At 46.6% G+C, this 19,204-nt stretch carries 30 protein-coding genes; 15 read left to right on the forward strand and 15 right to left on the reverse strand.

Annotation, left to right across the window (positions count from 1 at the left end):
* Position 1: 1 nt before the first annotated feature.
* From H6H02_RS19190 to H6H02_RS19210, 5 genes are read right to left on the reverse strand one after another with little or no spacing between them, the layout of a single operon-like run.
* Complete coding sequence (locus tag H6H02_RS19190; RefSeq protein ID WP_190820686.1) at positions 2 to 259, reverse strand: hypothetical protein; 258 nt, start codon at positions 257 to 259, stop codon at positions 2 to 4.
* 2 nt (positions 260 to 261) lie between these two features.
* Positions 262 to 1,986 (reverse strand): hypothetical protein, encoded by a 1,725-nt coding sequence (locus tag H6H02_RS19195; RefSeq protein ID WP_190820689.1) that lies wholly within the window; start codon positions 1,984 to 1,986, stop codon positions 262 to 264.
* Entirely contained in the window at positions 1,986 to 2,234 is a 249-nt protein-coding gene (locus H6H02_RS19200) for a hypothetical protein (RefSeq protein ID WP_190820691.1), read from the reverse strand. The genes H6H02_RS19195 and H6H02_RS19200 overlap by 1 nt, the downstream gene beginning before the upstream one ends.
* Positions 2,231 to 3,301: a hypothetical protein gene (locus H6H02_RS19205; protein WP_190820693.1), complete on the reverse strand. Its 1,071-nt coding sequence runs from the start codon at positions 3,299 to 3,301 to the stop codon at positions 2,231 to 2,233. The genes H6H02_RS19200 and H6H02_RS19205 overlap by 4 nt, the downstream gene beginning before the upstream one ends.
* Position 3,302: 1 nt before the next feature.
* Positions 3,303 to 3,806: a hypothetical protein gene (locus H6H02_RS19210; protein ID WP_190820695.1), complete on the reverse strand. Its 504-nt coding sequence runs from the start codon at positions 3,804 to 3,806 to the stop codon at positions 3,303 to 3,305.
* Positions 3,807 to 3,818: 12 nt separating this feature from the next.
* On the opposite strand from H6H02_RS19210, the gene H6H02_RS19215 reads away from it, so the two are divergent.
* From H6H02_RS19215 to H6H02_RS27270, 9 genes are all read left to right on the forward strand, one after another.
* Positions 3,819 to 4,496 carry a hypothetical protein gene (locus tag H6H02_RS19215; protein ID WP_190820697.1) on the forward strand — a complete coding sequence of 226 codons (678 nt, stop codon included), beginning with the start codon at positions 3,819 to 3,821 and terminating at the stop codon, positions 4,494 to 4,496.
* A 195-nt stretch (positions 4,497 to 4,691) separates the two neighbouring features.
* The gene (locus tag H6H02_RS19220) at positions 4,692 to 5,060 is read left to right on the forward strand and encodes a hypothetical protein (protein ID WP_190820698.1); all 369 of its coding nucleotides are present in this window, start codon (positions 4,692 to 4,694) and stop codon (positions 5,058 to 5,060) included.
* A 33-nt stretch (positions 5,061 to 5,093) separates the two neighbouring features.
* A complete protein-coding gene (locus H6H02_RS19225) occupies positions 5,094 to 5,657 on the forward strand; it encodes a hypothetical protein (protein ID WP_190820700.1) in 564 nt (187 codons plus the stop codon).
* 5 nt (positions 5,658 to 5,662) lie between these two features.
* Entirely contained in the window at positions 5,663 to 5,908 is a 246-nt protein-coding gene (locus H6H02_RS19230) for a hypothetical protein (protein WP_190820702.1), read from the forward strand.
* Entirely contained in the window at positions 5,909 to 6,709 is an 801-nt protein-coding gene (locus H6H02_RS19235) for a hypothetical protein (RefSeq protein ID WP_190820704.1), read from the forward strand.
* A gap of 3 nt (positions 6,710 to 6,712) precedes the next feature.
* Positions 6,713 to 6,889 (forward strand): hypothetical protein, encoded by a 177-nt coding sequence (locus H6H02_RS19240; protein ID WP_190820706.1) that lies wholly within the window; start codon positions 6,713 to 6,715, stop codon positions 6,887 to 6,889.
* Between the two features lie 171 nt (positions 6,890 to 7,060).
* Positions 7,061 to 7,378, forward strand: a complete 318-nt coding sequence (locus H6H02_RS19245) for a hypothetical protein (RefSeq protein ID WP_190820708.1) — start codon at positions 7,061 to 7,063, stop codon at positions 7,376 to 7,378.
* A 74-nt stretch (positions 7,379 to 7,452) separates the two neighbouring features.
* Positions 7,453 to 7,749 carry a hypothetical protein gene (locus H6H02_RS19250; RefSeq protein WP_190820710.1) on the forward strand — a complete coding sequence of 99 codons (297 nt, stop codon included), beginning with the start codon at positions 7,453 to 7,455 and terminating at the stop codon, positions 7,747 to 7,749.
* 10 nt (positions 7,750 to 7,759) lie between these two features.
* Positions 7,760 to 8,587: a peptidoglycan-binding protein gene (locus H6H02_RS27270; protein WP_242040780.1), complete on the forward strand. Its 828-nt coding sequence runs from the start codon at positions 7,760 to 7,762 to the stop codon at positions 8,585 to 8,587.
* A gap of 213 nt (positions 8,588 to 8,800) precedes the next feature.
* On the opposite strand, the gene H6H02_RS19260 is transcribed toward H6H02_RS27270, so the two are convergent.
* The 7 genes from H6H02_RS19260 to H6H02_RS19290 all read right to left on the reverse strand — a co-directional run bounded on the left by H6H02_RS19260 (position 8,801) and on the right by H6H02_RS19290 (position 13,740).
* Positions 8,801 to 10,207: a hypothetical protein gene (locus H6H02_RS19260; protein ID WP_190820712.1), complete on the reverse strand. Its 1,407-nt coding sequence runs from the start codon at positions 10,205 to 10,207 to the stop codon at positions 8,801 to 8,803.
* Positions 10,208 to 10,275: 68 nt separating this feature from the next.
* The gene (locus H6H02_RS19265; protein WP_190820714.1) at positions 10,276 to 10,860 is read right to left on the reverse strand and encodes a hypothetical protein; all 585 of its coding nucleotides are present in this window, start codon (positions 10,858 to 10,860) and stop codon (positions 10,276 to 10,278) included.
* A gap of 5 nt (positions 10,861 to 10,865) precedes the next feature.
* Complete coding sequence (locus H6H02_RS19270; RefSeq protein ID WP_190820717.1) at positions 10,866 to 11,294, reverse strand: hypothetical protein; 429 nt, start codon at positions 11,292 to 11,294, stop codon at positions 10,866 to 10,868.
* 2 nt (positions 11,295 to 11,296) lie between these two features.
* Positions 11,297 to 12,124: a hypothetical protein gene (locus H6H02_RS19275; RefSeq protein ID WP_190820719.1), complete on the reverse strand. Its 828-nt coding sequence runs from the start codon at positions 12,122 to 12,124 to the stop codon at positions 11,297 to 11,299.
* A gap of 94 nt (positions 12,125 to 12,218) precedes the next feature.
* Positions 12,219 to 12,494 carry a hypothetical protein gene (locus H6H02_RS19280; RefSeq protein WP_190820721.1) on the reverse strand — a complete coding sequence of 92 codons (276 nt, stop codon included), beginning with the start codon at positions 12,492 to 12,494 and terminating at the stop codon, positions 12,219 to 12,221.
* Positions 12,491 to 13,450 carry a ParM/StbA family protein gene (locus H6H02_RS19285; protein ID WP_190820723.1) on the reverse strand — a complete coding sequence of 320 codons (960 nt, stop codon included), beginning with the start codon at positions 13,448 to 13,450 and terminating at the stop codon, positions 12,491 to 12,493. Before H6H02_RS19285 ends, H6H02_RS19280 begins: the two co-directional genes overlap by 4 nt.
* Before the next feature lie 68 nt (positions 13,451 to 13,518).
* Positions 13,519 to 13,740: a hypothetical protein gene (locus tag H6H02_RS19290; RefSeq protein WP_190820725.1), complete on the reverse strand. Its 222-nt coding sequence runs from the start codon at positions 13,738 to 13,740 to the stop codon at positions 13,519 to 13,521.
* Positions 13,741 to 13,818: 78 nt separating this feature from the next.
* Between H6H02_RS19290 and H6H02_RS19295 the strand changes: the two genes are divergently transcribed.
* Positions 13,819 to 14,268: a hypothetical protein gene (locus H6H02_RS19295; RefSeq protein ID WP_190820727.1), complete on the forward strand. Its 450-nt coding sequence runs from the start codon at positions 13,819 to 13,821 to the stop codon at positions 14,266 to 14,268.
* A 107-nt stretch (positions 14,269 to 14,375) separates the two neighbouring features.
* Here H6H02_RS19295 and H6H02_RS19300 read toward each other — a convergent pair whose 3' ends face one another.
* The 3 genes from H6H02_RS19300 to H6H02_RS19310 all read right to left on the reverse strand — a co-directional run bounded on the left by H6H02_RS19300 (position 14,376) and on the right by H6H02_RS19310 (position 15,571).
* A complete protein-coding gene (locus H6H02_RS19300) occupies positions 14,376 to 14,624 on the reverse strand; it encodes a helix-turn-helix transcriptional regulator (RefSeq protein WP_190820729.1) in 249 nt (82 codons plus the stop codon).
* 306 nt (positions 14,625 to 14,930) lie between these two features.
* The gene (locus H6H02_RS19305) at positions 14,931 to 15,209 is read right to left on the reverse strand and encodes a KGK domain-containing protein (protein ID WP_190820731.1); all 279 of its coding nucleotides are present in this window, start codon (positions 15,207 to 15,209) and stop codon (positions 14,931 to 14,933) included.
* A 98-nt stretch (positions 15,210 to 15,307) separates the two neighbouring features.
* On the reverse strand, positions 15,308 to 15,571 hold the full coding sequence (locus H6H02_RS19310; RefSeq protein ID WP_242040781.1) for a KGK domain-containing protein: 264 nt from the start codon (positions 15,569 to 15,571) through the stop codon (positions 15,308 to 15,310).
* 129 nt (positions 15,572 to 15,700) lie between these two features.
* Here H6H02_RS19310 and H6H02_RS19315 point away from each other — a divergent pair, with 129 nt between their 5' ends.
* The 5 genes from H6H02_RS19315 to H6H02_RS19335 all read left to right on the forward strand — a co-directional run bounded on the left by H6H02_RS19315 (position 15,701) and on the right by H6H02_RS19335 (position 19,202).
* Entirely contained in the window at positions 15,701 to 15,970 is a 270-nt protein-coding gene (locus H6H02_RS19315) for a hypothetical protein (RefSeq protein ID WP_190820733.1), read from the forward strand.
* Positions 15,967 to 16,209, forward strand: a complete 243-nt coding sequence (locus tag H6H02_RS19320) for a hypothetical protein (RefSeq protein WP_190820736.1) — start codon at positions 15,967 to 15,969, stop codon at positions 16,207 to 16,209. Before H6H02_RS19315 ends, H6H02_RS19320 begins: the two co-directional genes overlap by 4 nt.
* Positions 16,210 to 16,225: 16 nt before the next feature.
* Positions 16,226 to 16,501, forward strand: a complete 276-nt coding sequence (locus H6H02_RS19325) for a hypothetical protein (protein ID WP_190820738.1) — start codon at positions 16,226 to 16,228, stop codon at positions 16,499 to 16,501.
* 63 nt (positions 16,502 to 16,564) lie between these two features.
* Positions 16,565 to 18,994, forward strand: a complete 2,430-nt coding sequence (locus H6H02_RS19330; RefSeq protein WP_190820740.1) for a DnaB-like helicase N-terminal domain-containing protein — start codon at positions 16,565 to 16,567, stop codon at positions 18,992 to 18,994.
* Positions 18,987 to 19,202, forward strand: a complete 216-nt coding sequence (locus H6H02_RS19335; RefSeq protein WP_190820742.1) for a helix-turn-helix domain-containing protein — start codon at positions 18,987 to 18,989, stop codon at positions 19,200 to 19,202. Before H6H02_RS19330 ends, H6H02_RS19335 begins: the two co-directional genes overlap by 8 nt.
* Positions 19,203 to 19,204 lie beyond the last annotated feature (2 nt).

Consider the following 19,204-nt stretch of genomic DNA (forward strand, 5'->3'; position numbering starts at 1 on the left):
ACTAAAGCTTTCTAATTTTGAATCTAGGTCTATTTTCCCCAGCTTTCCCTAACTTGCTTTTAAAATTTTCCTCTGCAAGCTTGAGTAGCATATCAAAGTCAGATGGTGGGAGTTTTCCTTTCTCTCCTTTTTTATCTAATAGCTTCCCTCTCGTTGGTTTATTTCCGCTGAATATTTCGGCGGCATCTCCAATTAAATTTGCATCTTGCTTTAATCGTTCCTTCGCCTTTTTCTCCTGAGCGCTTAAACTTCCTGCCATATTTACTGCCTCGTAAAAAAGTTTGCTGATATCATTCTCGCCGCTTGGAGAAGGTCTGTCACTATTTCACTGAATGAGTGCTTTCCTGTCCACTCCTCAGTCACAACCTTATGTTTTGAGGGTTGCAGTAGTCGAATTAAACTTGCTTCTTCTTCTTGGGTTAAGTCTTTTCCCGGTAGCTGAATTTGTATCGGGATTTCATGAGTCACATTTTTAGTGTCATAGTCCAGATACTCTTGTATATCTGCTGCGACTGCGTAAGCCTTCGCTGCATCGAGTTTAGTAGAAGATGCTTCTACTAATGTTTTGAGCTGCACATCAAACATTAAATTTAAACTTTTTAACATTTCCGTTTGCAGCACAATTGATTCTTTCATCGTCTCTGCGACGTTAGGAAGAACAATCTTTTTATACTGTTTTCCTTCCTTGCCGGGGTCAGTGTCTTCAACTTCGATTACTTGGTGCCAAGTGCCCATCGTGGCGGCTTGTTGCTCTGTCTGCCAAGCGACCAGCTCAGCTAATGAGGTTATTTTTCGTCGCTTATCCGGAATGATAAAATCAAAAACTTTTGCCCAAATCCCCGATTTTTCAGGTTTGATTACCGTGTCGGGGGCATCAATTGGGAACGAATCAATTCCTATCATTTCATTGGCTCGATTCACTTGTTCAGTTGCAATTTTTAGAGCTTCTGCAAGGTCTTTCGGGCGAAGTGTTTTAGATTGCTCTCCCTTTTTATCGGGATTAATATCAAATATTTTTATTGGCTGAGCTTCACCGATTCTTTGTAGTAATAGTCTAAGCAGGCGCTTGACTTCTTCTAAGTCACGGTCATTTTTATCTTGAGTTGGGCTGGGTGGGCAGCATCCCATACAGTTACATTTCCTTTTAGGTGGAGGTGGAGGCGGCGGCGGTGGTGAAGGAGGCTTATCACCACACGGACTACTGATATTGATTAAATAATTCCCATACTGCCCAAAAGCAGTATTATCTGTAGTTCCCTGATAGACCCATTGCGGTCCCTCTTGACAACCTGGATAATCTCCATTTGTGAAATAACACATATTCGCTTCGCCAACCATCCAAACGATGCCAATTTGACAGGTTGGAGAGCTTGGTAAGTCAACTGTGTTATCTGGTAAATCACCGCCCAGAACGTACAGACCGGGATAAACAGCCGGTGGTAATCGTTCTACATAGATTTCTAAATTTCTGCCACTAATACCATCATTGCCAAAATTCACAGCGTCCGTCGCCGTTTTAATCAATCCGGCTTTCTTAATTTGGGCCGCTTCCTCTGCCCTGGTTCCGCGTGGAATTGTCGTGTATCCATCTCCCGTGTATACAATTTCGTCGCCATTTGTCACCCAGGAATAATTCCCTCCATTTGGGCCACTGCATTGATTCGCTGTTGGCGGCGGCGGCGGCGGCACGTCTTCATCTGGCGGTTCATATTTGCTTGGAGGTTTTGGCGGTCGGCACTCTGGCTTAATTGCAATTACTTCCACTGTTGGCAGCTTCACAAATCCTAAAGTTGGCGTGAGTTTAATCCCCCTAGCACACTCATCAAAAACGATTTCCGGATCTAAAGCTACCGGCGTTTTAGAAAATGGCTGTCCTCCACAGTAGAGTGAGTCCGGATATCTCGCACAGTCACGCGGATCGGCCGGTTCATCCGGCGTCACATAAAACGGTGTGTTTGGGATTTGTCTTAAATGCTCGTATGCCATCAGTCCCTCACATACAGCGTGTCAATTTGGCGGCCTGGGGCTTCTTCACGGAGAGAGCGAATAATAAGCGATCGCTCCCAGCGCATCGTTCCCGTAACTGACCGAGCTGGATAGAAAAATACGCCTCTTGCTGGCGGCGGCGGTTTTAAGTGTCGTTGTTCAAAATTTGCGTGGTCTAGCTCTCCACATTTATATGGCGCGTACTCTTCCCGATAAATTCCTCTTTGAAACTGGTTAATATCAATCATTTATCTTTAACGATTCTTAAAGTTGTTGGCGTGGTAGCTCCTGCTAATTTTGTCGCTGTTGAGCCAGTGAAATTTGCGGTACAGCGAGACTTTATCGTATCTCCTACATTTAGTTGAACAGTAATCTGTCCACTAATAAAAACGCTTGCTGTTCCAGTTGAATGAATAGAACGTTGAAACGAGTAACTAGTTGAATTTAAAATTATTGCTATGCTGTGGTCGCCAGCGGTAACTGTTCCCGCCGTGGACATTAAGTGGCAATTAAAATTAATTGTATAAATCCCTGCCTCTGAACAGGTAAAAGTAGTCCCATCCCAAGTGCCAAAAAGGTCTAGGATTTCGCTAGTGTAATTTATCTCCGTAGCGACTCCATTAGATAGAGTTAAGTCACTAACACGTTGAGCAATAACAACGGGTACAGATAAACCTAATAAAGTTCTGATTTCAGCGGCGTTTGCTTTTTCAAGCAAACTTAAGCCAAAATCTTGTAAATCTAAACCGGCAATTTGTTCTAGGTTGTCCGAAGTATTCACAATCGTCACCTCTTTGACTACGTTCGCATATATCAGAACATCGTCAAGAGGTGCGATCCAACCGAATCCGACATCTTGAATTTGTACGCCAAGCTTTGCAACTTCCCCAGCTTCAATCGCTAAACCTTCCGTAAAGAAGGCCATCAGGTCTGCATCAACATAGGGCAAATCGCCCCGATTAACTAAACTAACAGTCCCCTTTCGGTTCCAGTTCAGCCCATCGGTCTGAACCATTAAGTTCAGATGCTTTCTTGGTGACTTCCACTCTAAGTTTCTTAAAGCTGTATTAATTTCTAAATTGGTTGATAACTCGTTAAATTCTGGAATCTCAACCTCTGCTGTTGAATTAATATCAATCGTTGCCTTAAACGATTTGATATAACGGTTAATCTCGACGTGATAACCGGCCTGTCTATAAGCAATTTCCTTGTTTGTCAATTCTGTACTGTATAGCTCGATGACATTTTGCAAGTCCTCCGCTTTTAGCTTCCGATTAATAACCGTTGTATTTTTGTAGGTAATCGTTTCAAACATATCAAGTTAATAGATAAGAAATTGCGGTGAATGTTGGCTTACCGTCTGAAGTTACACCCGGACTTATAGGGAGTTCAACGGAACCCGAAAAGACATTCGGGTTAATGTCAAAGTTTCCATTTATCCTATCTGCACCAGAGGGATTTTTTGTGGAATCCCTTTCAAGTTCCTGAGCGTATAAAACAACCTCTATCAAATAAGCTGCAAAGTTTCCACTTTTGAAAGTTCCATTACTTCCGGGGGTAAATGTCACGCCGGATAGATAATCGGGTGTTGTATAAACGGATTCGCCGTTTTCATTTGTAACTCTGTTTACTGGAATCGATAAATTGCATCTAAATAAGGTGTCTGTTAGCGTATATCCCTGGATATAATTCTTTTGTGGTGCTGGGTTTCTTGCTGGAGTCGATTCCTGCTGTTTTCCAAAAGCTATAATTTCTAGTAAATGCGCTTCGAGCATTGCGGATTTAATTGTCCCACCAGTACCGGGCGTGATAGCTGCCATAGGATAAGAATCATGAGTAGTGATGAGATTATTTTAAGTGGTTCCGAGGAAACTTTAAAGCCAGTTATTACACTTCTTATTGGAATAAATCAAATGCTACAAAAAAACGGGGGAAACGAATTTATTTCTACAGATAGCGCAGTTAAAAGAAGACATAAGCCTCAAATAAATTTGTTTTTTCAAGAAGAAGGAGTAAAAGATTCCTATCGTCGTTCAAAAGGTCATATAGGGTTCCGTATCATGAATAAAGAGAGCGAATCCATTACCAATCAAGAATTAAAAGCAGTCGCATCTATTATTAAAAGAAAGTTTGCTGGTGGAGGCGGATTTGTTTGGAATAAAGGAAAAATCATGTGTTCCTATAGTGATTGGGATTTAGGATATCAACTTCAGTTACTTTGCCAGTCCGAAGCCGAAGGAAAACGGGTAATCGAGCAAGTTTTAGATATTAGAGGTCATTCACCAGAATGGGAAAATATGACTATTAACAGGAATGCAGCCCCAGAAAAAGCCTTTCCTAACACAAAAAGAAAGAGAATTATTTTAGGAAAATCTGTCGATGCCCCTAATCGCAGACCTGTTGTAAAAGTTAAGTTCCAGTACGCGACGCTCACTTTACACGGTCTAGTTAATCCCATTTGTCTTGTGGATCGGTCAAATCGCTTCTCTAATCCAATAGAGCGGGGATAGCTCCTTACTGACTATCTAGTAAAAATGCTTTGAGTGTTTCTAATTATAGTGGTAATCATTCTCCCAAAGGTTAACCTTTGAGGCTTTTCTTTTATCCGTCTAAAACCCTTGCTGCGTAAGGGTTTTCACGGATTGACGAGAACGATTATCCAATGGCATCTTTAAGGCATCCTTTAAATCAAATTTGAACAAGATATGGCTGACCTTTCTTTTGAAGCTTTGGAATCACAAAATGAAGTCCCACAAGGAAGCTTTATTGTTACAAACGGTAAAGTTTTACTAGATATTGGTGCTTTCATCGGTCGCCCGGTTGCCGCCCTAAGCGAATCGGCAGTAGTGGATTTGGTCTATCAATTAATCAAAGCTGGCGCAGCGGCTCAAACTGCGATTAATGCTGGAGATGGTCAACCTCTTCCCCCTGGAGAGCGATTAGCCGCCTTCGCTGCCCCTGCAATCCAACCGCCTCGGACAAATCACGAGGGGCAGCTCTACGCGCTGGCAACTGGCAGCGTTACCGCTGTTCTCCCGATCCAAGTCGGGGCCGCTCAAGCTCCGAAGCAATAAGCAGAGGGGATTATTAATTAGGGATTAAAAAAAATGGGAAGACGATTTTCACGGCTAGACTATGCCACAAAAGTTTTGAAGGCAACTGGCGGGGCTATCGATAATTACAAGGCTTTCAAAGCAGGCACTGCGGATTACGACGTTGAGGGACAAAAAAGGAACGGTACGGTTCGGATTGGCGTTCGCCCCTTTGGGATTTTAGTTGCCTCTCCCGCAGCGCCTACTATTTATCCTTCCAGTTTGAGCGGGCGAGCTGATGGGCAGATTACAGCAAACGGATTAAGCAAACTGACTCTTTCGCATCGCGACGCCGATGATGTAAATGCTTCGGGAGCGGGTTTTAATTCGGCGAAAATTATTGTTCAAGTAGCCGCAGGCGCAACTACTTCAAAAATTAGCCAAATTACAAAGCTTTCTTACGACAAAACTCCGACCGAATCTTATACCATTCCATTCGGGGCAGTTGATGCGGATGCCGCAACTGAGGGGGTTTACGAAGCTTTTCAGCGATTAGCTGGACAGGTCGCTGCGGTCGCGCCGGCTGCCGGTACTTCTCGTCGCGTGAGTTTTCGAGCGGAGAAATTCAGACAGAGATAGAGAAAATGATGCAGATCCAGGAATCTCAAATTGAGAGCGCTTGTGCTTTGAGTACGATAATCATTCCCAATTTAGGGATTGATTTAGAGCGGGAATTCCGCAAAGTGTTTGAAGTCAATCAAGCGCTTTCTCTCTTCCTGGCAGGTGAAATGGATATGGAAACTTATTTGGATATCTGCGAATTTTGGGAGCAAGATATGGATCGATACTTGCTTGTTGCCGATGCCAATTTGCAACTACTGGGTTTTTAAATGGCGTGGGTCAGCCTCGGAAATCATTTATTTTCTGTGCTGCCGACCAGTAACGATTGGCAGATGTTGAGCGAAGCGATTAACCCGTTTGAGGCGGTAACGGTTCGCTCTAAGATTGCCTCGGTTGTAACTAAAAATATTGAAGACCGGATAATTTACCCGGAAGTCTACGGGCTGCTTGCAGATATCTATTATTACGCTTCGGCTCCTGCTGATTTTTGGGTGGGAGGAATGAGCCGCTTCAGCGTGATCGCATCCGCTAGCGAACTGCACCCTTTTCCGGTCGTTGGGGGTACGACTGTCGCCAGCACGGAGCAAGACCCCAACACCCGCCGTTTGAAACAATACAATTTACCTGGTGGCTTTCACTATCTGCGAGTAACCGAGCCAGACGCCTCGGCGACTTACAAGCCAGACGATAATCTGGTACGGCGAATTGGATATAAAGCGATTCCCAAAAAGAAGGGCACTTCTGGAGGATATTACCAGCCCTGGCTCTATGGCGATAAAAATCTAGACTTTTTGGCTGAGCTTTTTATCTTCTCGCTGGATGCGCTGGTTAGTGTTCCATCGGTCGCACCGCCACCCCCGCCTAATCCTCCCGCTGCCAGTGCGAACCTAACGCAAGACCAGCGGTTTGTATACCTGGCGCTGTCCACCGATTACCGAACGCTTGACACAATTCTTACTTATTTAGAAATGCCTTCCGGTCAAGTGCTTGGAATTTTATTTGAGCTTGAATTATTAGGACTTGTTGAACAAGAACCGATGAGCGGGCGCTACAGAACCACGGGACTTTAATATGTGGGAAAACCTGGAAAGAAATCGAAGCGGGGTAAAGGGGAAATCTACGACGAAGCAAAATCAGAGCAGCTTTCAATTCGTCTAACCCCGACAGCTAAAAGGCTTTTAAAAGACAAAGCATTAAAAAAAGGAGTTTCGATCCAAGAATTGATAGAAAGATATTCCCGCGAAATTTAGGTAGTCTAGCGGGCGTCTATGCCAGATAGCGCACATCGTTTTTAATGCTTTAATCTCTGTAGTTTTCCATTGCTAAATCTCATGGAGAAGATTGATTGAAGCGCAAGCAATCTGAGCGGAAATCTAGGAAACCCATCGCATACTGGAATCATAAAGACTCAGTATGCAGCCATGAATTCTATAAATACTTCTACGATTTTAGTTGCCGATTCTGCGATGCCTTCTTTCTCCCCTCCAGTTCCGTCACCGGGCTTGGTGGAGTGGTCAGTGTTGTCTGCTTTGGCAGTTTATCTAGTTAAGGAAGGTTGGAAATACTTTTCGGTGAGTGAACAAAAGGATAGGGACGCTGACCGCCAACTTCTACAGACTTTGATTGAAGACTTACGGGACGCTAAGAAAAATCAGAATGACGCTCAACTGCTAGCCCTTCAAGACCTACGCGACGAACTCAAAGAAATCAAATCAGCCGTAGTAAAACATTCAATTTAATTTCGGGATTACTAAAGATAGAACCGGAAAACCTGAGAGCCTTTCCGGTTCTGGCTCTCTCAACAGGTAATCAAATGTTTATCGCTCAGTTTGAAATTCAATCAGTTCCCGTCGAGTCGCAGGCTAGTCAAGCGTTTAACCCGGAAGAAGTTGTTCGCTTAGATGACGGAACGCCGGTCAGCGCTGTCGATATGGGTGTAGCAGGGGCGGTCATCCTAACGTGGTTCGCCGTTGCGTGGCGGCTCCCATCAAAAGCCGGGTATCGCGGCGGTTCCCGTTGGGCCTGGTTCGCGGCCCTAGCATTTTTGCCGATTTCGCTTTGGTCGTTCCTAACGTTTACGCTCGTGAGTTGGCCTGAATCTAAAAAATAGAGGAAAAATTATGTCTACTGTAGGCCGGTATCTTGATTGTTCAACGGCTGGCGTCCGTGCCCTGGATCTTCAGCTAATCCGACAGATTGAAAGAATCAGCCCCGGCCTACTGGTGGACTTTTCTAAATTTAATGTTCAGTGTGGCGGCGGTTGCCATCCATTCTTACAAGCCCCCGCTGCCGCAGCACTCAAAAAAGCGATCACTGCTCGTGGTCGTAAATTAGTAGTCAATTCTGCCTACCGGACGATTTCCCAACAGTTCGTTCTCTACTCGCATTGTCGAGCTGGGAGATGTGGAATCACCGCCGCCGCCCAACCGGGAAAATCAAACCACAATACCGGGTTGGCCCTGGATGTTGAGGACGCCGCTGGATGGCGTCCGTATTTAGAAAAGTTTGGCTGGGATTGGATCGGGTCATTTGATCCAATGCACTTCGACTATCGCGGCCCCGGCTGTAAAAATTTATCTTGGTTGGCGACAAAGGCTTTTCAACAACTCTGGAATTACAACTATCCAGAGCGCCGAATTATTGAAGATGGACAGTGGGGACAGCAGACTGAAAAGGTGCTGCGGTGCGTCTCGGTTAATGGATTCGACTCAAGCCCTGGGTTTGAGCGGCTGGCGAATCCTCCTGAACTTCCACAAATAGGAACCAGTTTAAGAGCTGGAATGATGGGGACGCCGATTGCCCAATTACAAAAGAAATTAGGCATTCCATCTGACGGCATTTTTGGGTCAGGAACTACGGCGGCGGTCATAAAATTTCAACGCGATCGCGGTTTAGTTGCCGATGGAATTGTCGGGGTACAGACTTGGCAATTAATTAATGAGCAATAAAAAAGCCCCTGTAAACAAACAAGAGCAGGAGCTTTTCAATTTTTACCTTCAAGTTACTTTCAAGACTGTTTAATTATCATCTGTATCGGGTCTGGCAGACTTGTCGCGTAGAGTTGTCGCGTTGCCTTTATAAATCTGTCATGTAGTTGTCGCGTAGGGTTGTCGCGTGGCTTGTCATGCTTGTCGCGCCGTACATGACAAGCTACGCGACAGCTAGTTAGACAGGAACGAGACAGAGGAGTGAGCCTTGTCTTCCTCGTCAATTTGCCCATATCCCATGTCTGCTAACAGTCCTAAGTATTGACGAATTTGTTCGCTACCTTTCCCTTTCAAACACCCAAAGTTTTTGCGTTGAATTTCACGAACAGTTACCCAATCATCCTTCTCTTTTGCGAACAACCAAATGCTTTTAAGCGGTTCTTTCAGTCCGTCTGAAAGCTTTAGCTCAGTAGTTGTTTCGGTGGGTGCGACAGCTTCTAATTCTGGCGTCTCCTCGGTAATGGCTTGGGGTGCCGTTACTGGTTGCTGTATCATCGTCGGCATTGATTGAGGTAGCATCTCCATCAACAATTCCTCGGTTAGCCAGTCTGGGATTTTTCCTTCTTCCCTGGTACCGTCCAACCATTGAATTTTGAACTTTCCCGTAGGTTGGACAGTCTCCAGCCCATCGGCACCAATGGTCTTTTCCCCTACTGTCTCGACGCGCACGGTGCCTTCAAGAAAAACAGTTACGAGTCCTTTGCTGCCTGGTAAAAATGCTTGAGTTTCACCGTGGACGATGAACACCGGGTACTCACCGAATTTCATTGTTTCTCGCAGGCATGAAGTCAGAACAGCGGTAAGAACCTCTTCTTCCACAACCCGATCCATCAACCCGAACTCATCCCAAATTGTCGTAATTGAATTGACATTTCCATCTTCTACGCGCTGCGCTAATCCGTTCCACTCTTTTCTGATAGCTGGGTAATCTCGCTTGCCGTTACTGATACCTACAACCTGGAAGGCAGCAGGATAAGAGTTTGTTGGCTCGTGGTGTGGCGTGGAAGCGATCGCCCGATGACCGGGAAGCAGAACCAGCCGCAACAATGCCAGCTTCTTAACCAATGTCGTTTTACCCGAACGCTGGACACCGACGCAGCGGATTGGATGGGACTTAACCAGACTGAGAAACGCAGGGCACTGCTGGCGTAGGGCTTTGAGCAATTCCTCTTTAGTCTGCGGCGGACGAATTACGGGAACTGGTTGGACGGGTGGAGCGTTTAAGGGCGTGCCATTTGGCATTGAATCAGTGGGCTGAACATCCTGCTCGGTTATCGGTAGACCTGGCGGCTCAACTTCTCTCGCTGGGACATCGATTGCTTCTGGCTCCTCTTCTTCTACTGGCTTAGGGTTGGCTTTGCGTGAACGATTGACAGCTCCGATGTCATTGAGTCCAACTGCAAGCACAACCAGCGCTAACGGAATACCAGCGATCGCACTGCCGACGAACGCCGCAGCGAGAGAGCAGACAGCAATTACCCCCTGGTCTTTCGTGATGCGTCCTAACCCTAGCACCTCTTCTCCAAAATCATTTTGAAATTCAATGTCGCTTGCAATCCGAGCTAGCTTGTTTCCTTCCATTTCATCCTCCTAAAAATAAAGCCCCCAAAAACTTTACTGGGGGCTGATACCGCATGATTTAAACGAGATTACCGAAAGTTAGCTTGAATGTTCTTGCGGAGGTTGAACACCATTTCAAAGCTAAACATGGTGACTAAGAACAATACCAAAGTCCACCAAAGTATCAAACTACTATCCCAGTTCGGGGCGTCTTCCACTATTGCTTGTACGCCACCTTCATAAGGGGGGAATCGCAAGAAACAAATAATCGCTTCAAACCCGTAAGCGATCCAACGATTCCGATACGCTTCATCTGTCGGACTTTCTACTAGGGAAGGCAGTATCTCCTTCAACTGACACAATCCCCACATCACAATTGCCAGAAAAGGAATGATATTTGCAAAACCCCATTCAATCCATCCACCGAGGAACGGGATTCTTACAAGGCTATCAAGGAAGGGAATGTTGGTGAGTTCTTTTGCGATGTGCCTTGCAAGCTCAATCCACGGTTGTACATTTAAAAGCCCAACAAAACCAATCGTTCCCCAAACTAAAATCTTAGCGATGAGCCGTGCATTGATATGAAGCTTGTTTGTTTTTCTGGGTATCCCTCCGCTGTAAGGATAAGTTGCTTGAGGTGCTTGACCTCCCCCAGTTTGTGAATATCTAGCCATCTCGTTTACCTCTGACTTAGTAGTTGTTTAAATTCTTCTTGGTCTGTCATCGTGATACGTGCAATGTCAGCGATTGTGCCGTTCTCGCTGACAATGGCAGTATCACCAAGGCTGTTACAGATAAAGGCTCCAGGGCGTAAGGTTTGCGACAAGCGGGGATTCATTACCCTGGTTCCTTCACTGAAATAATCCTCTCCAGTCGTCTTCGCTGTCCTTACTAAAATGCAGTTGTTGCGGTATCTATCGAGGGCGACCTTAGACAGCTTCTCAGCCATCCGTGCCTTGGTTCGGTTCTGCCGAATGTAGTCGTTGAAGCTGGATTGTTCCTGCCTGATTGCTTCCCCTTTTTCAAGGGAGCCTCTCACACGTTCGCCATTGGAAAGAAAGATTAAGGCGGCAGATGCTAGGAGAATATGAGAAGTTTTTAGCTTCATCTTTAGACTCCCAAAACTGCTGCCACCGACATCAAATCTGCTTCTTCCTGAGTAAGAGTTGTGTAGCGATCGCCTTCTTCACAGAACTTTTTAGGGACAGCAAAGCTTTCCTGATTGGGATAGCAAAAAAGATTGAACTCAAATTGATTAATGCATTGTCCTGTTAATGCTCCCCAAAACATATCTCCGCTATCCCACCACGGTTGCCAAGGGAAATCACAATCGCTACAGGGTTGAGGCGCTCCGGGCTTGGGTAGCCAGTGCATCGTGAAGCAAAGTTGAGGCTCTGCATCCGTCGGATCGGCTTCAAACGCTAGGTAAAATTCAAAGTCTGGGTAAGCTTGCTGCGATCGCTGCCACCATTCGGTTAGTTGCTCTCGTCCGAAAATGAGTAACGCTATGTCACCTTCCATTTCAAACCCTTGGCGAACAATCCAGCTCAAAACGCGGAAGCGCTGTTCTGGATTGAGATAACCCTGCTGGTGGCGTTGAATCAGGTCTTGGTCTTCAGGCGTCAGCGCATCAACATGGGTGCCGATGCGATAGAGCAGGTCATCGCTTGGCTGCTGGTTGTAGCGGCGAACGCGCTCTGTCACATAACCCCAGTTCACGCACTCGGCTGAGTTTCCTTGCCCCCGCGCTGGATGATTGGCAAGGTTATTGGTGATGCGCTGTGCCGCTGCCCGAATTCCTGGATCTGCGATGCGCTCGATGATTGGCTGGGGGTCGAGGTTCTTATGGAAGGCGTCAGTTAATTCAATGGCTGCGCTTAGGTCAACCCGGTGCGCGAGGTACTGCCCATCTGGAAATCCGACTTCAAAATCTGTCATGATCGGAATGTCTCCATTACTTAGGTTGTGTGAGCCAGCAGCCAGCGGTTGGAAGCCTACGAAACTATCGCCGCTGGTTACTGACAAGCTTTTTTTAAAGACCCAATGCGTTGAAAGCGTCCTCCGCGGTGGGTTCTGTTGATTCATTTTTGGAGCTTTTAGGACTGATTGGGGTAGGCTCCGGGACTAACTGGAACTTTTTGGAACTTTTTGGAACTGCTAAGGGTGAATCGGACTGCAATTGCTCCACTACGGCGCTGTATTGGGAATAGATAATGTAGTTCACCGCATCGGTGGGGGTGACTCCTCCCAGCAGCTCCTGCACTTTTTCTACTAGCGCCTGGTGCTGGCCTCTGACAGTAACTTTCATGCGATCGCTTTCTGGGCGATCGCCATTGGCAGTAGTCCGCGCACATTAGCAAAGCGCGGCTCCGGAATCAGTGCAAATAGCGGGATGCCTTGGATTTTGTGGGCAATCAGGTGAGAGCTGCCGCCGGTGACAAGAAAGCGACGGATGCGCGGGAAGTAGGGCTGATACTGGTTCTTGACTTCTCCGAAGATGCCTTTGAACCAAGGGTCGAGGTGTTCGGTAAGGTAGGGCTTCCAGCTGGCTCTGGGATTATCCGGGTAGTGATGAGAGCCGTCTGCAAATCCGTTCATAATCATTCCCGCCGCGGGCTGATCGCCTAGGGCTTTGCACAGCCGCTCGTCAAACTTAATCGCCGTCGCCAGTTCGTAGGCTCCGCCGCGCTTGCTCACGGTAGAGTCAATAATTTCTCCATCTTTGTTGTCTATCAGTCGGCTGAGCCAGGTGCCGCCGCCGATGTCGATAACAACGGTGAACCCGGAATCTGGAATTAGATCGGGAAGAGACTTGGCGTAGGTGTAAGCGGGGTAGCCTTCTGGTTCAACTCGGACGGATTCAATGTGAACCCGCATCGCTTTTCCATTGCGCTTGTAGTCAATGGACCGGATCAGCTGCTTGGAGATGATTTCTTCCGCTTTGTCCGGCTCTGGGTGCGATGTGTGAATGTGCAGCTTGAACTCAGAGTGGTATGGCTCAATACAGGGCAAGGTGTTGAGCAGCGCTGAGGCTTCCTTCTCTTCTTCTACGGTGTGGGATTGTTTGCGGTATTTGTAAGCCTGATAGCCGAAGTGGTAAAGCTGATCTTCAAACTCAATTAACGGGCTGGTGTTGTTACTGGTGAGGGGTAAGCGGCCTTTGGGCAGTTTGAAACGCACGGAGCGGATAGCTTTGGCTTCCAGACCGTCAAAGTATTTGAGGTCAAAATTACCCTGATCGATAGCGAGAACGATGGTGTGCATGATAATGGGAATAACTCCTTATTTCCGTTTGGGGGACAAAGCCAGCGAATACCACCCCGCTGGCTTTGTTATTGGATAACGAGGGGGACACCTTGATAAGCACAGAATTGATTTAGAAAATAGATCATCATCTGCCGCTGTTCGTTGGTGAGATCGCGCTTTTCTTTCTTCAACAGACCAACGTGGACTCCAACCTGCTTTAGAGCCGCACCTTTGCGGGTTTGGTTATGAGCTTGGTTGTATTTTCGGATCTGGTTGAAGATAAGATTTTGGTCGATTGCGCGTTCCATTTAGAACCTTTTTGGGATTACTAGAAGGGAGTCGGGGAACGAGAGCCTCTCCGGCTCGGCTCTCAACTAGGTGATCAAATGAATCAGTTTGAGTTTGTTCAGTACGAATCTCAGCCGATTGAAGTAGAAGACCCATTTCAGCGTCTGTACGACAGAAATTTTGAAGTTCAAAGCTTTCATGAAGGAATCACTCTTGTTGTAACCCTCGTGATTGTATTGGGGCTATGGTTTTCCGTTGCGTGGAGCTTACCTGGGAAGGTGGGACGCAAGGGTGTAGCTCGTTGGATGTGGTTTGGTCTTTTGGCGTTTCCTTACACAATGTTTTTTGGTTTGTTGGTTTTAACTTTTTCGCCTTGGCCTGTAGCCCGTGGAAGTAAAAAAGAGACTGAGGAACTGGAGAAGGAACTAGAGTCAACCAAGAAACAGTTAGAAGCGTCACAACAGCGAGTGGAACGATACACGGACTATGTAACTAAAGCGAACTCCGTGATTGAGAAGTTGCAGGCTGAAAGGATGAATCACGGCTGATTGTTCGTTTACCTCCTGTGAATTGGTTGTGTGGAAAGCCGGGGTGTCGGGAAGCCCCGGCTTTTTCTATGGGACGATACCAAGAGTCAGGTTGCTGGAATCCTCCTTTAAATTCCCTCCTTTTCTAATCCTTCTTCCTGTAGCTTGAAACGATCAGGTAACTCATCTAAAGAGCAGTCTAGGATTTGGCACAGAGCTTTTACTTGCCAAAGCTGAAGTTCGGCTTCTGCCCTACCTTTTTCCCAATTACGAATAGTGTGATCGCTGACGCCTAAAGCGTTAGCAACCTCTTTTTGCGTTACTCCTGCTCTTTTTCTAAGTTCCACAAGTGAGAAATTAACCTTTTCATTGTTCATCTTACCGTAAACCGCTTTACGCGTAAAGCGGTTTACGGTAACGTGGTAAAAGTCACCGTAAACCGTTTACGGGCGGCAAATGCACAAAACAACAGTGGGGCAGACCTGGATTTTGCGGTCTGGTCTGCCCACATCAACATCGTCCCACCAGGGGGATATGGAGTTTAAAGCTAATAAGTACAAATGCGGAAGAGAGGTCTGCCCCTACAGCAGGTAGGTAACAGACCCCGTCATAGTGTGCCGATTAGCCCAACGACTTCTTCCCTCAAGGTGGACACACATCAAACAGGAGGTGACACGACCAACTTATTGATCGGTGCCCAACTGCCTTCGCAGTGCATCTAGAGACTCAGGGTTATCGGCTGCTTCATCAGGGACAAATTCCAGACGAAGGTAAATCTTGCCTTTCTGCCAGCCGCCTCCAGAGGTTCTCAAGAATTCAACTTCAGCTCCTTGGTCAAACCAAACTTGGTACTGAGCGTGAATGCTACCTTTGAATCTTTTTGCAAATTCGCTAGACTTCTGCATTCCGTGGAAATCTTTAACGAACACAACATCGTCATCGTTGAGGTCGCGGATGTTCATATAAATCACCTAGATACAGCAACACTGGGCAGACCTAAAGTTAGCCGCTCCGGTCTGCCCATCTAAATCGTCTCATTAGCGCTATTTGCGCGATTGACTTAATGATTCGGGCGATCTTCTAAAGGCTCGTCGGGTACAAACTCTAGGCGGAGCCGCAGTTTTCCCTTCTGCCACTCTTTCCTAGGCTTTAAAAGCTCACAAGTTAAACCATCGCCAAGCCAGTCAGAAGCTAGGTTTTCCATTTCTCTGCCTAAGCAATGCATCACTTGCAACTTCATCTCATTGACCTTGCAGGTGGGAATGCCAAGAGGACTTATGCCCTCATCCATCCAAAGCACATCATCGTTATCGAGATCGCTCATGACAATTACTTACCTATAGACACAACAACACTGGGCAGACCTAAAGTTAGCCGCTCCGGTCTGCCCATCTAAATCGTCTCATTAACGCCATTTGCGCGATCGCACCCCCAACAACAGAAGGAGAAATCAATGAACAACCGACTAATGCGAATTGGAGATAGGCTGTCTATCCCCGATTCACGTCTAATCCGAATCGGCAACAGAATCTTTAACCTCAACACAATCGATTACATCGAACACCGCACAAACACTTTGTGGATTTATCAAGGCGGCAGCGACTCCTCTATAACGCTTCACGATGCCGAAGCTGAACACCTTTGGAATCTTCTGAGCAGTTCAACACTGGATGTCACGCCTCAGTCCCAAGTCGAGGAAGCGATCGCAACAACACAAACATGAGTAATCACCTGATCCGCAATTTGTTATGGGGCACAAGTCCACTCTTCGGACTACGAGAAGCGGTGGATGTCAAAACACCCAGTCTGAGGGGATGGGTCGCAGGTATGGTTATCCGCCAAGACGGCTGGGCTTATCAAATTATTTCTGGCGATCACCCTCCGGTCTGGCTGCCAGAGTCCGACTTACAAAAAATCCCCCTAATCATGGAGGAATCACAAGGCTTCGACGACGAGTTTTAATTAGTTCCGCAAAAAAATGGAAAACAAAATCGAGCTTTCCGACTTAATTTATTACGCGCACCATCTCAGTGCAATTGATTGGCTCGTCCTCAAGGTGTTTCTGTGTCACCAATATCACTACGCAGTCACTGCTGGCGAACTTACTGAATACTTTTATCGAGAAGGGGTGCAGGCAAGTCAAAAAAGCATTGAATACAGCCTAGAACTTTTCTGCCACAGAGGTTTTCTATCGGGGAATCCCAGCACAGGAAAATACTTCGTTTCAAGCTTTGCCACTACTAGTAAGCGTTAAAGAAAAAGGCGATCGCCCCTGACCCGTTGAAGGGAGCGATCGCCAAAGAAGGAGTAATAAAAAATGATTGCTATTCGACAGACACAGATGATGGGTGACAGACTGCCGCCCATGAACCTAGAAGCAGAAGAGTCGGTTCTTGGAGGCATTCTCCTAGATCCAGGGGCAATGGAAATTGTAGCGGATATCCTCTCTCCCGAACACTTCTCATTTAAAAGTCATCAGCAGATTTATCGGGCTTGTCAATCACTCCACAGTTCCGGAAAAAGCACGGACTTAATGCAGGTGACGACCTGGCTTTATGACAGAAACCTTCTTGACATAATCGGCGGACAGAACAAACTTGCACAGTTAGTAGATAGAACGATATCAGCCGTAAATATTGACAACTACGCTCAACTGATTCTCGACAAACATCACAGAAGACGGCTGATTGAACTAGGCGGCGAGATAAGCAGCGTCGGCTATGAAGTAGCGACAGACCTGCCAGAGCTGTTGAACTACATCCAAGAGCAAACCTTCAACGTCACCCAATCGATAACCCTTGGCGGAGGGCTGAAAGATGTTGAAGAACTAGAACACCAACAACTCATAAATCAGATATCAAAAATTGAATTATCAGTTGAAGATCCCTCACTCCGACATCTTAAACTCATTCGCCTTGCAAAGAAGTTCAATCTGAACCTGAACCAACTGGAAACCATCTACTTCAAGTCTCTCCTCAACGAAGAAGATGAGCCAGCAATGAACTTAACAGAGTTTCGTGAAAAATACGGGAACTCTGTTCAACAATGGCTGATGCATGGCTTCCTTGCTAAAGGGAAAGTTAGCTTACTCTACGGAAAAGGCGGAATTGGTAAGACAAGACTCGCTTATGACTGGATTTATCACCTAGTAAAAGGAGAGTCTTGGAGCGGTTTTCCTGTCACAGCCAAAGAAAGAAAAGTGCTGCTGATTCAAACCGATGAATCCCAAACTGACACCTTAAAAGTAATTTATGACCGGGGCTTCACAGAAGGAATGCCCATCCACTATAAAACCCGTTGGGTAGTCGATCACATCCAGAAGCTAGACAAAGAACTAGAGAATCTACGCCCTGATTTAGTCGTCATTGATTCGCTCACATCGATCAGTGTCAATTCGCTCTACTCGGAAAACGATGTAGCTTACGCCCGTCCAGTCTTATTGCTAAAAGGATTGGCACAAAAATATGGTTGCCACATTATCCTGGTTCACCACGCTAACGGGGAAGGGAAGCCCAGAGGGACATCAGCTATTGTGAACGCCGTGTCTGATGTTATCTGCGTCAGCAATTCCGCCAACGATGTCAGGTCTGGATCGCTAGAGCGGTTATTAAAAATTGAAAAATCCCGCTCTCGTGCCCCAGCTATCTATGAAATGGTATTCAATCCCGAAGATAGCTCCTGGCTCTGTCTAGGCAACCAGGCAGACCTTGATGGCAGTCCAGATTTATCGATTAAAGATAAGATCGTCGGATTTCTTCAATCTCACCCCAACACAGTTTATGAAGCTAGCGAAATTCACGAAGCGCTCGGCGGACACCTGCATAGCACCCGCCGTTATGCTGCCGATTTAGCCAGGGACGGGATTATCAACAGCAAAAAACTGGAACGCCAGGGGCGTCCTAATGGGTATTGGATTTGTATCGAAGGCGACTTACCCGACTATACGCCACCGGATCGGGAAGCCAATGCCAAGGTTAAGGCAGAGTTAAGAGCAGCAGCAGTTAGTGATCGTGGTGAAGCCGACGATCACAAAGACGATCACAAAGACGATCACAAAACAAAACTAGACAGCAAAAGGGTTCTAGGAGTTAGTGATCGTCTGATCGTCAAAAACGCAAAATCGACCACTCAAGAAATAGATAAAAATTCCGAAAACAACGATCAGACGATCACTAACTCTTGGAAGCAAGACACCGCAGGCGATAGCGTTTCTGATCGTGTTAGTGATCGTGCTAGTGATCATCCGGTTAACGATCACTTACTCGCGTTCAATCTTGGCGACATGGTGGCAACGTCAGATCCCTACTCAACTCAGTACACTTGGCACGGCTGTATAGAAAATAGCCGTGGTAACGGAGAAGAGTGGTTGGTGCGCTGGGCAGAACGAAAGGGGAAGCCAGGGCGCGAAACTGACTGGTATTTCACCTCTGAATTGAGATTGATTGAAGAGTCACCGGTGGTTGCTTCCATCCATGAAAGTAGTGCGATCGCACCGGCTGATGAACCTGTCACCCCTACATCTAGTGGTGAAGAGAACGCGATCACTCCTCAAGCTCCACTAGAGTTGCACGAAGGCCAAAAGGTTTGTTGGGATGGGTACAACTGCGAGATTGTGAAGCTTTGGAAGCACAAAGCCAAAATTAGCGGTTATAACCCTAAAACAAAGGATTTTGTCGCCAAAACCGTACCAATCTCCGAACTAACAGAATATGTAGAGCCAGCAAGGAGAACTACCTGGAATGGCTAGCACACCACAATGGCTCGACACCGCCGCTGCGGCTGCTGTCCTTGGCATTTCCGCCAGGCAGCTCCGGAAGCTGCGGAAAGAAGGACTGTTCAAACTTGGCAAACATTATCGAATTCCCAGCGCCCCTGGTGCATCCCGACCGACTTACCAGTGGCACTGCGATCGCATCGCTGAAGTGCTAGGAACCCCGCTAGAAAAAAGGAATTGACA

This window comes from Coleofasciculus sp. FACHB-1120, assembly GCF_014698845.1.
Taxonomy (GTDB): domain Bacteria; phylum Cyanobacteriota; class Cyanobacteriia; order Cyanobacteriales; family FACHB-T130; genus FACHB-T130.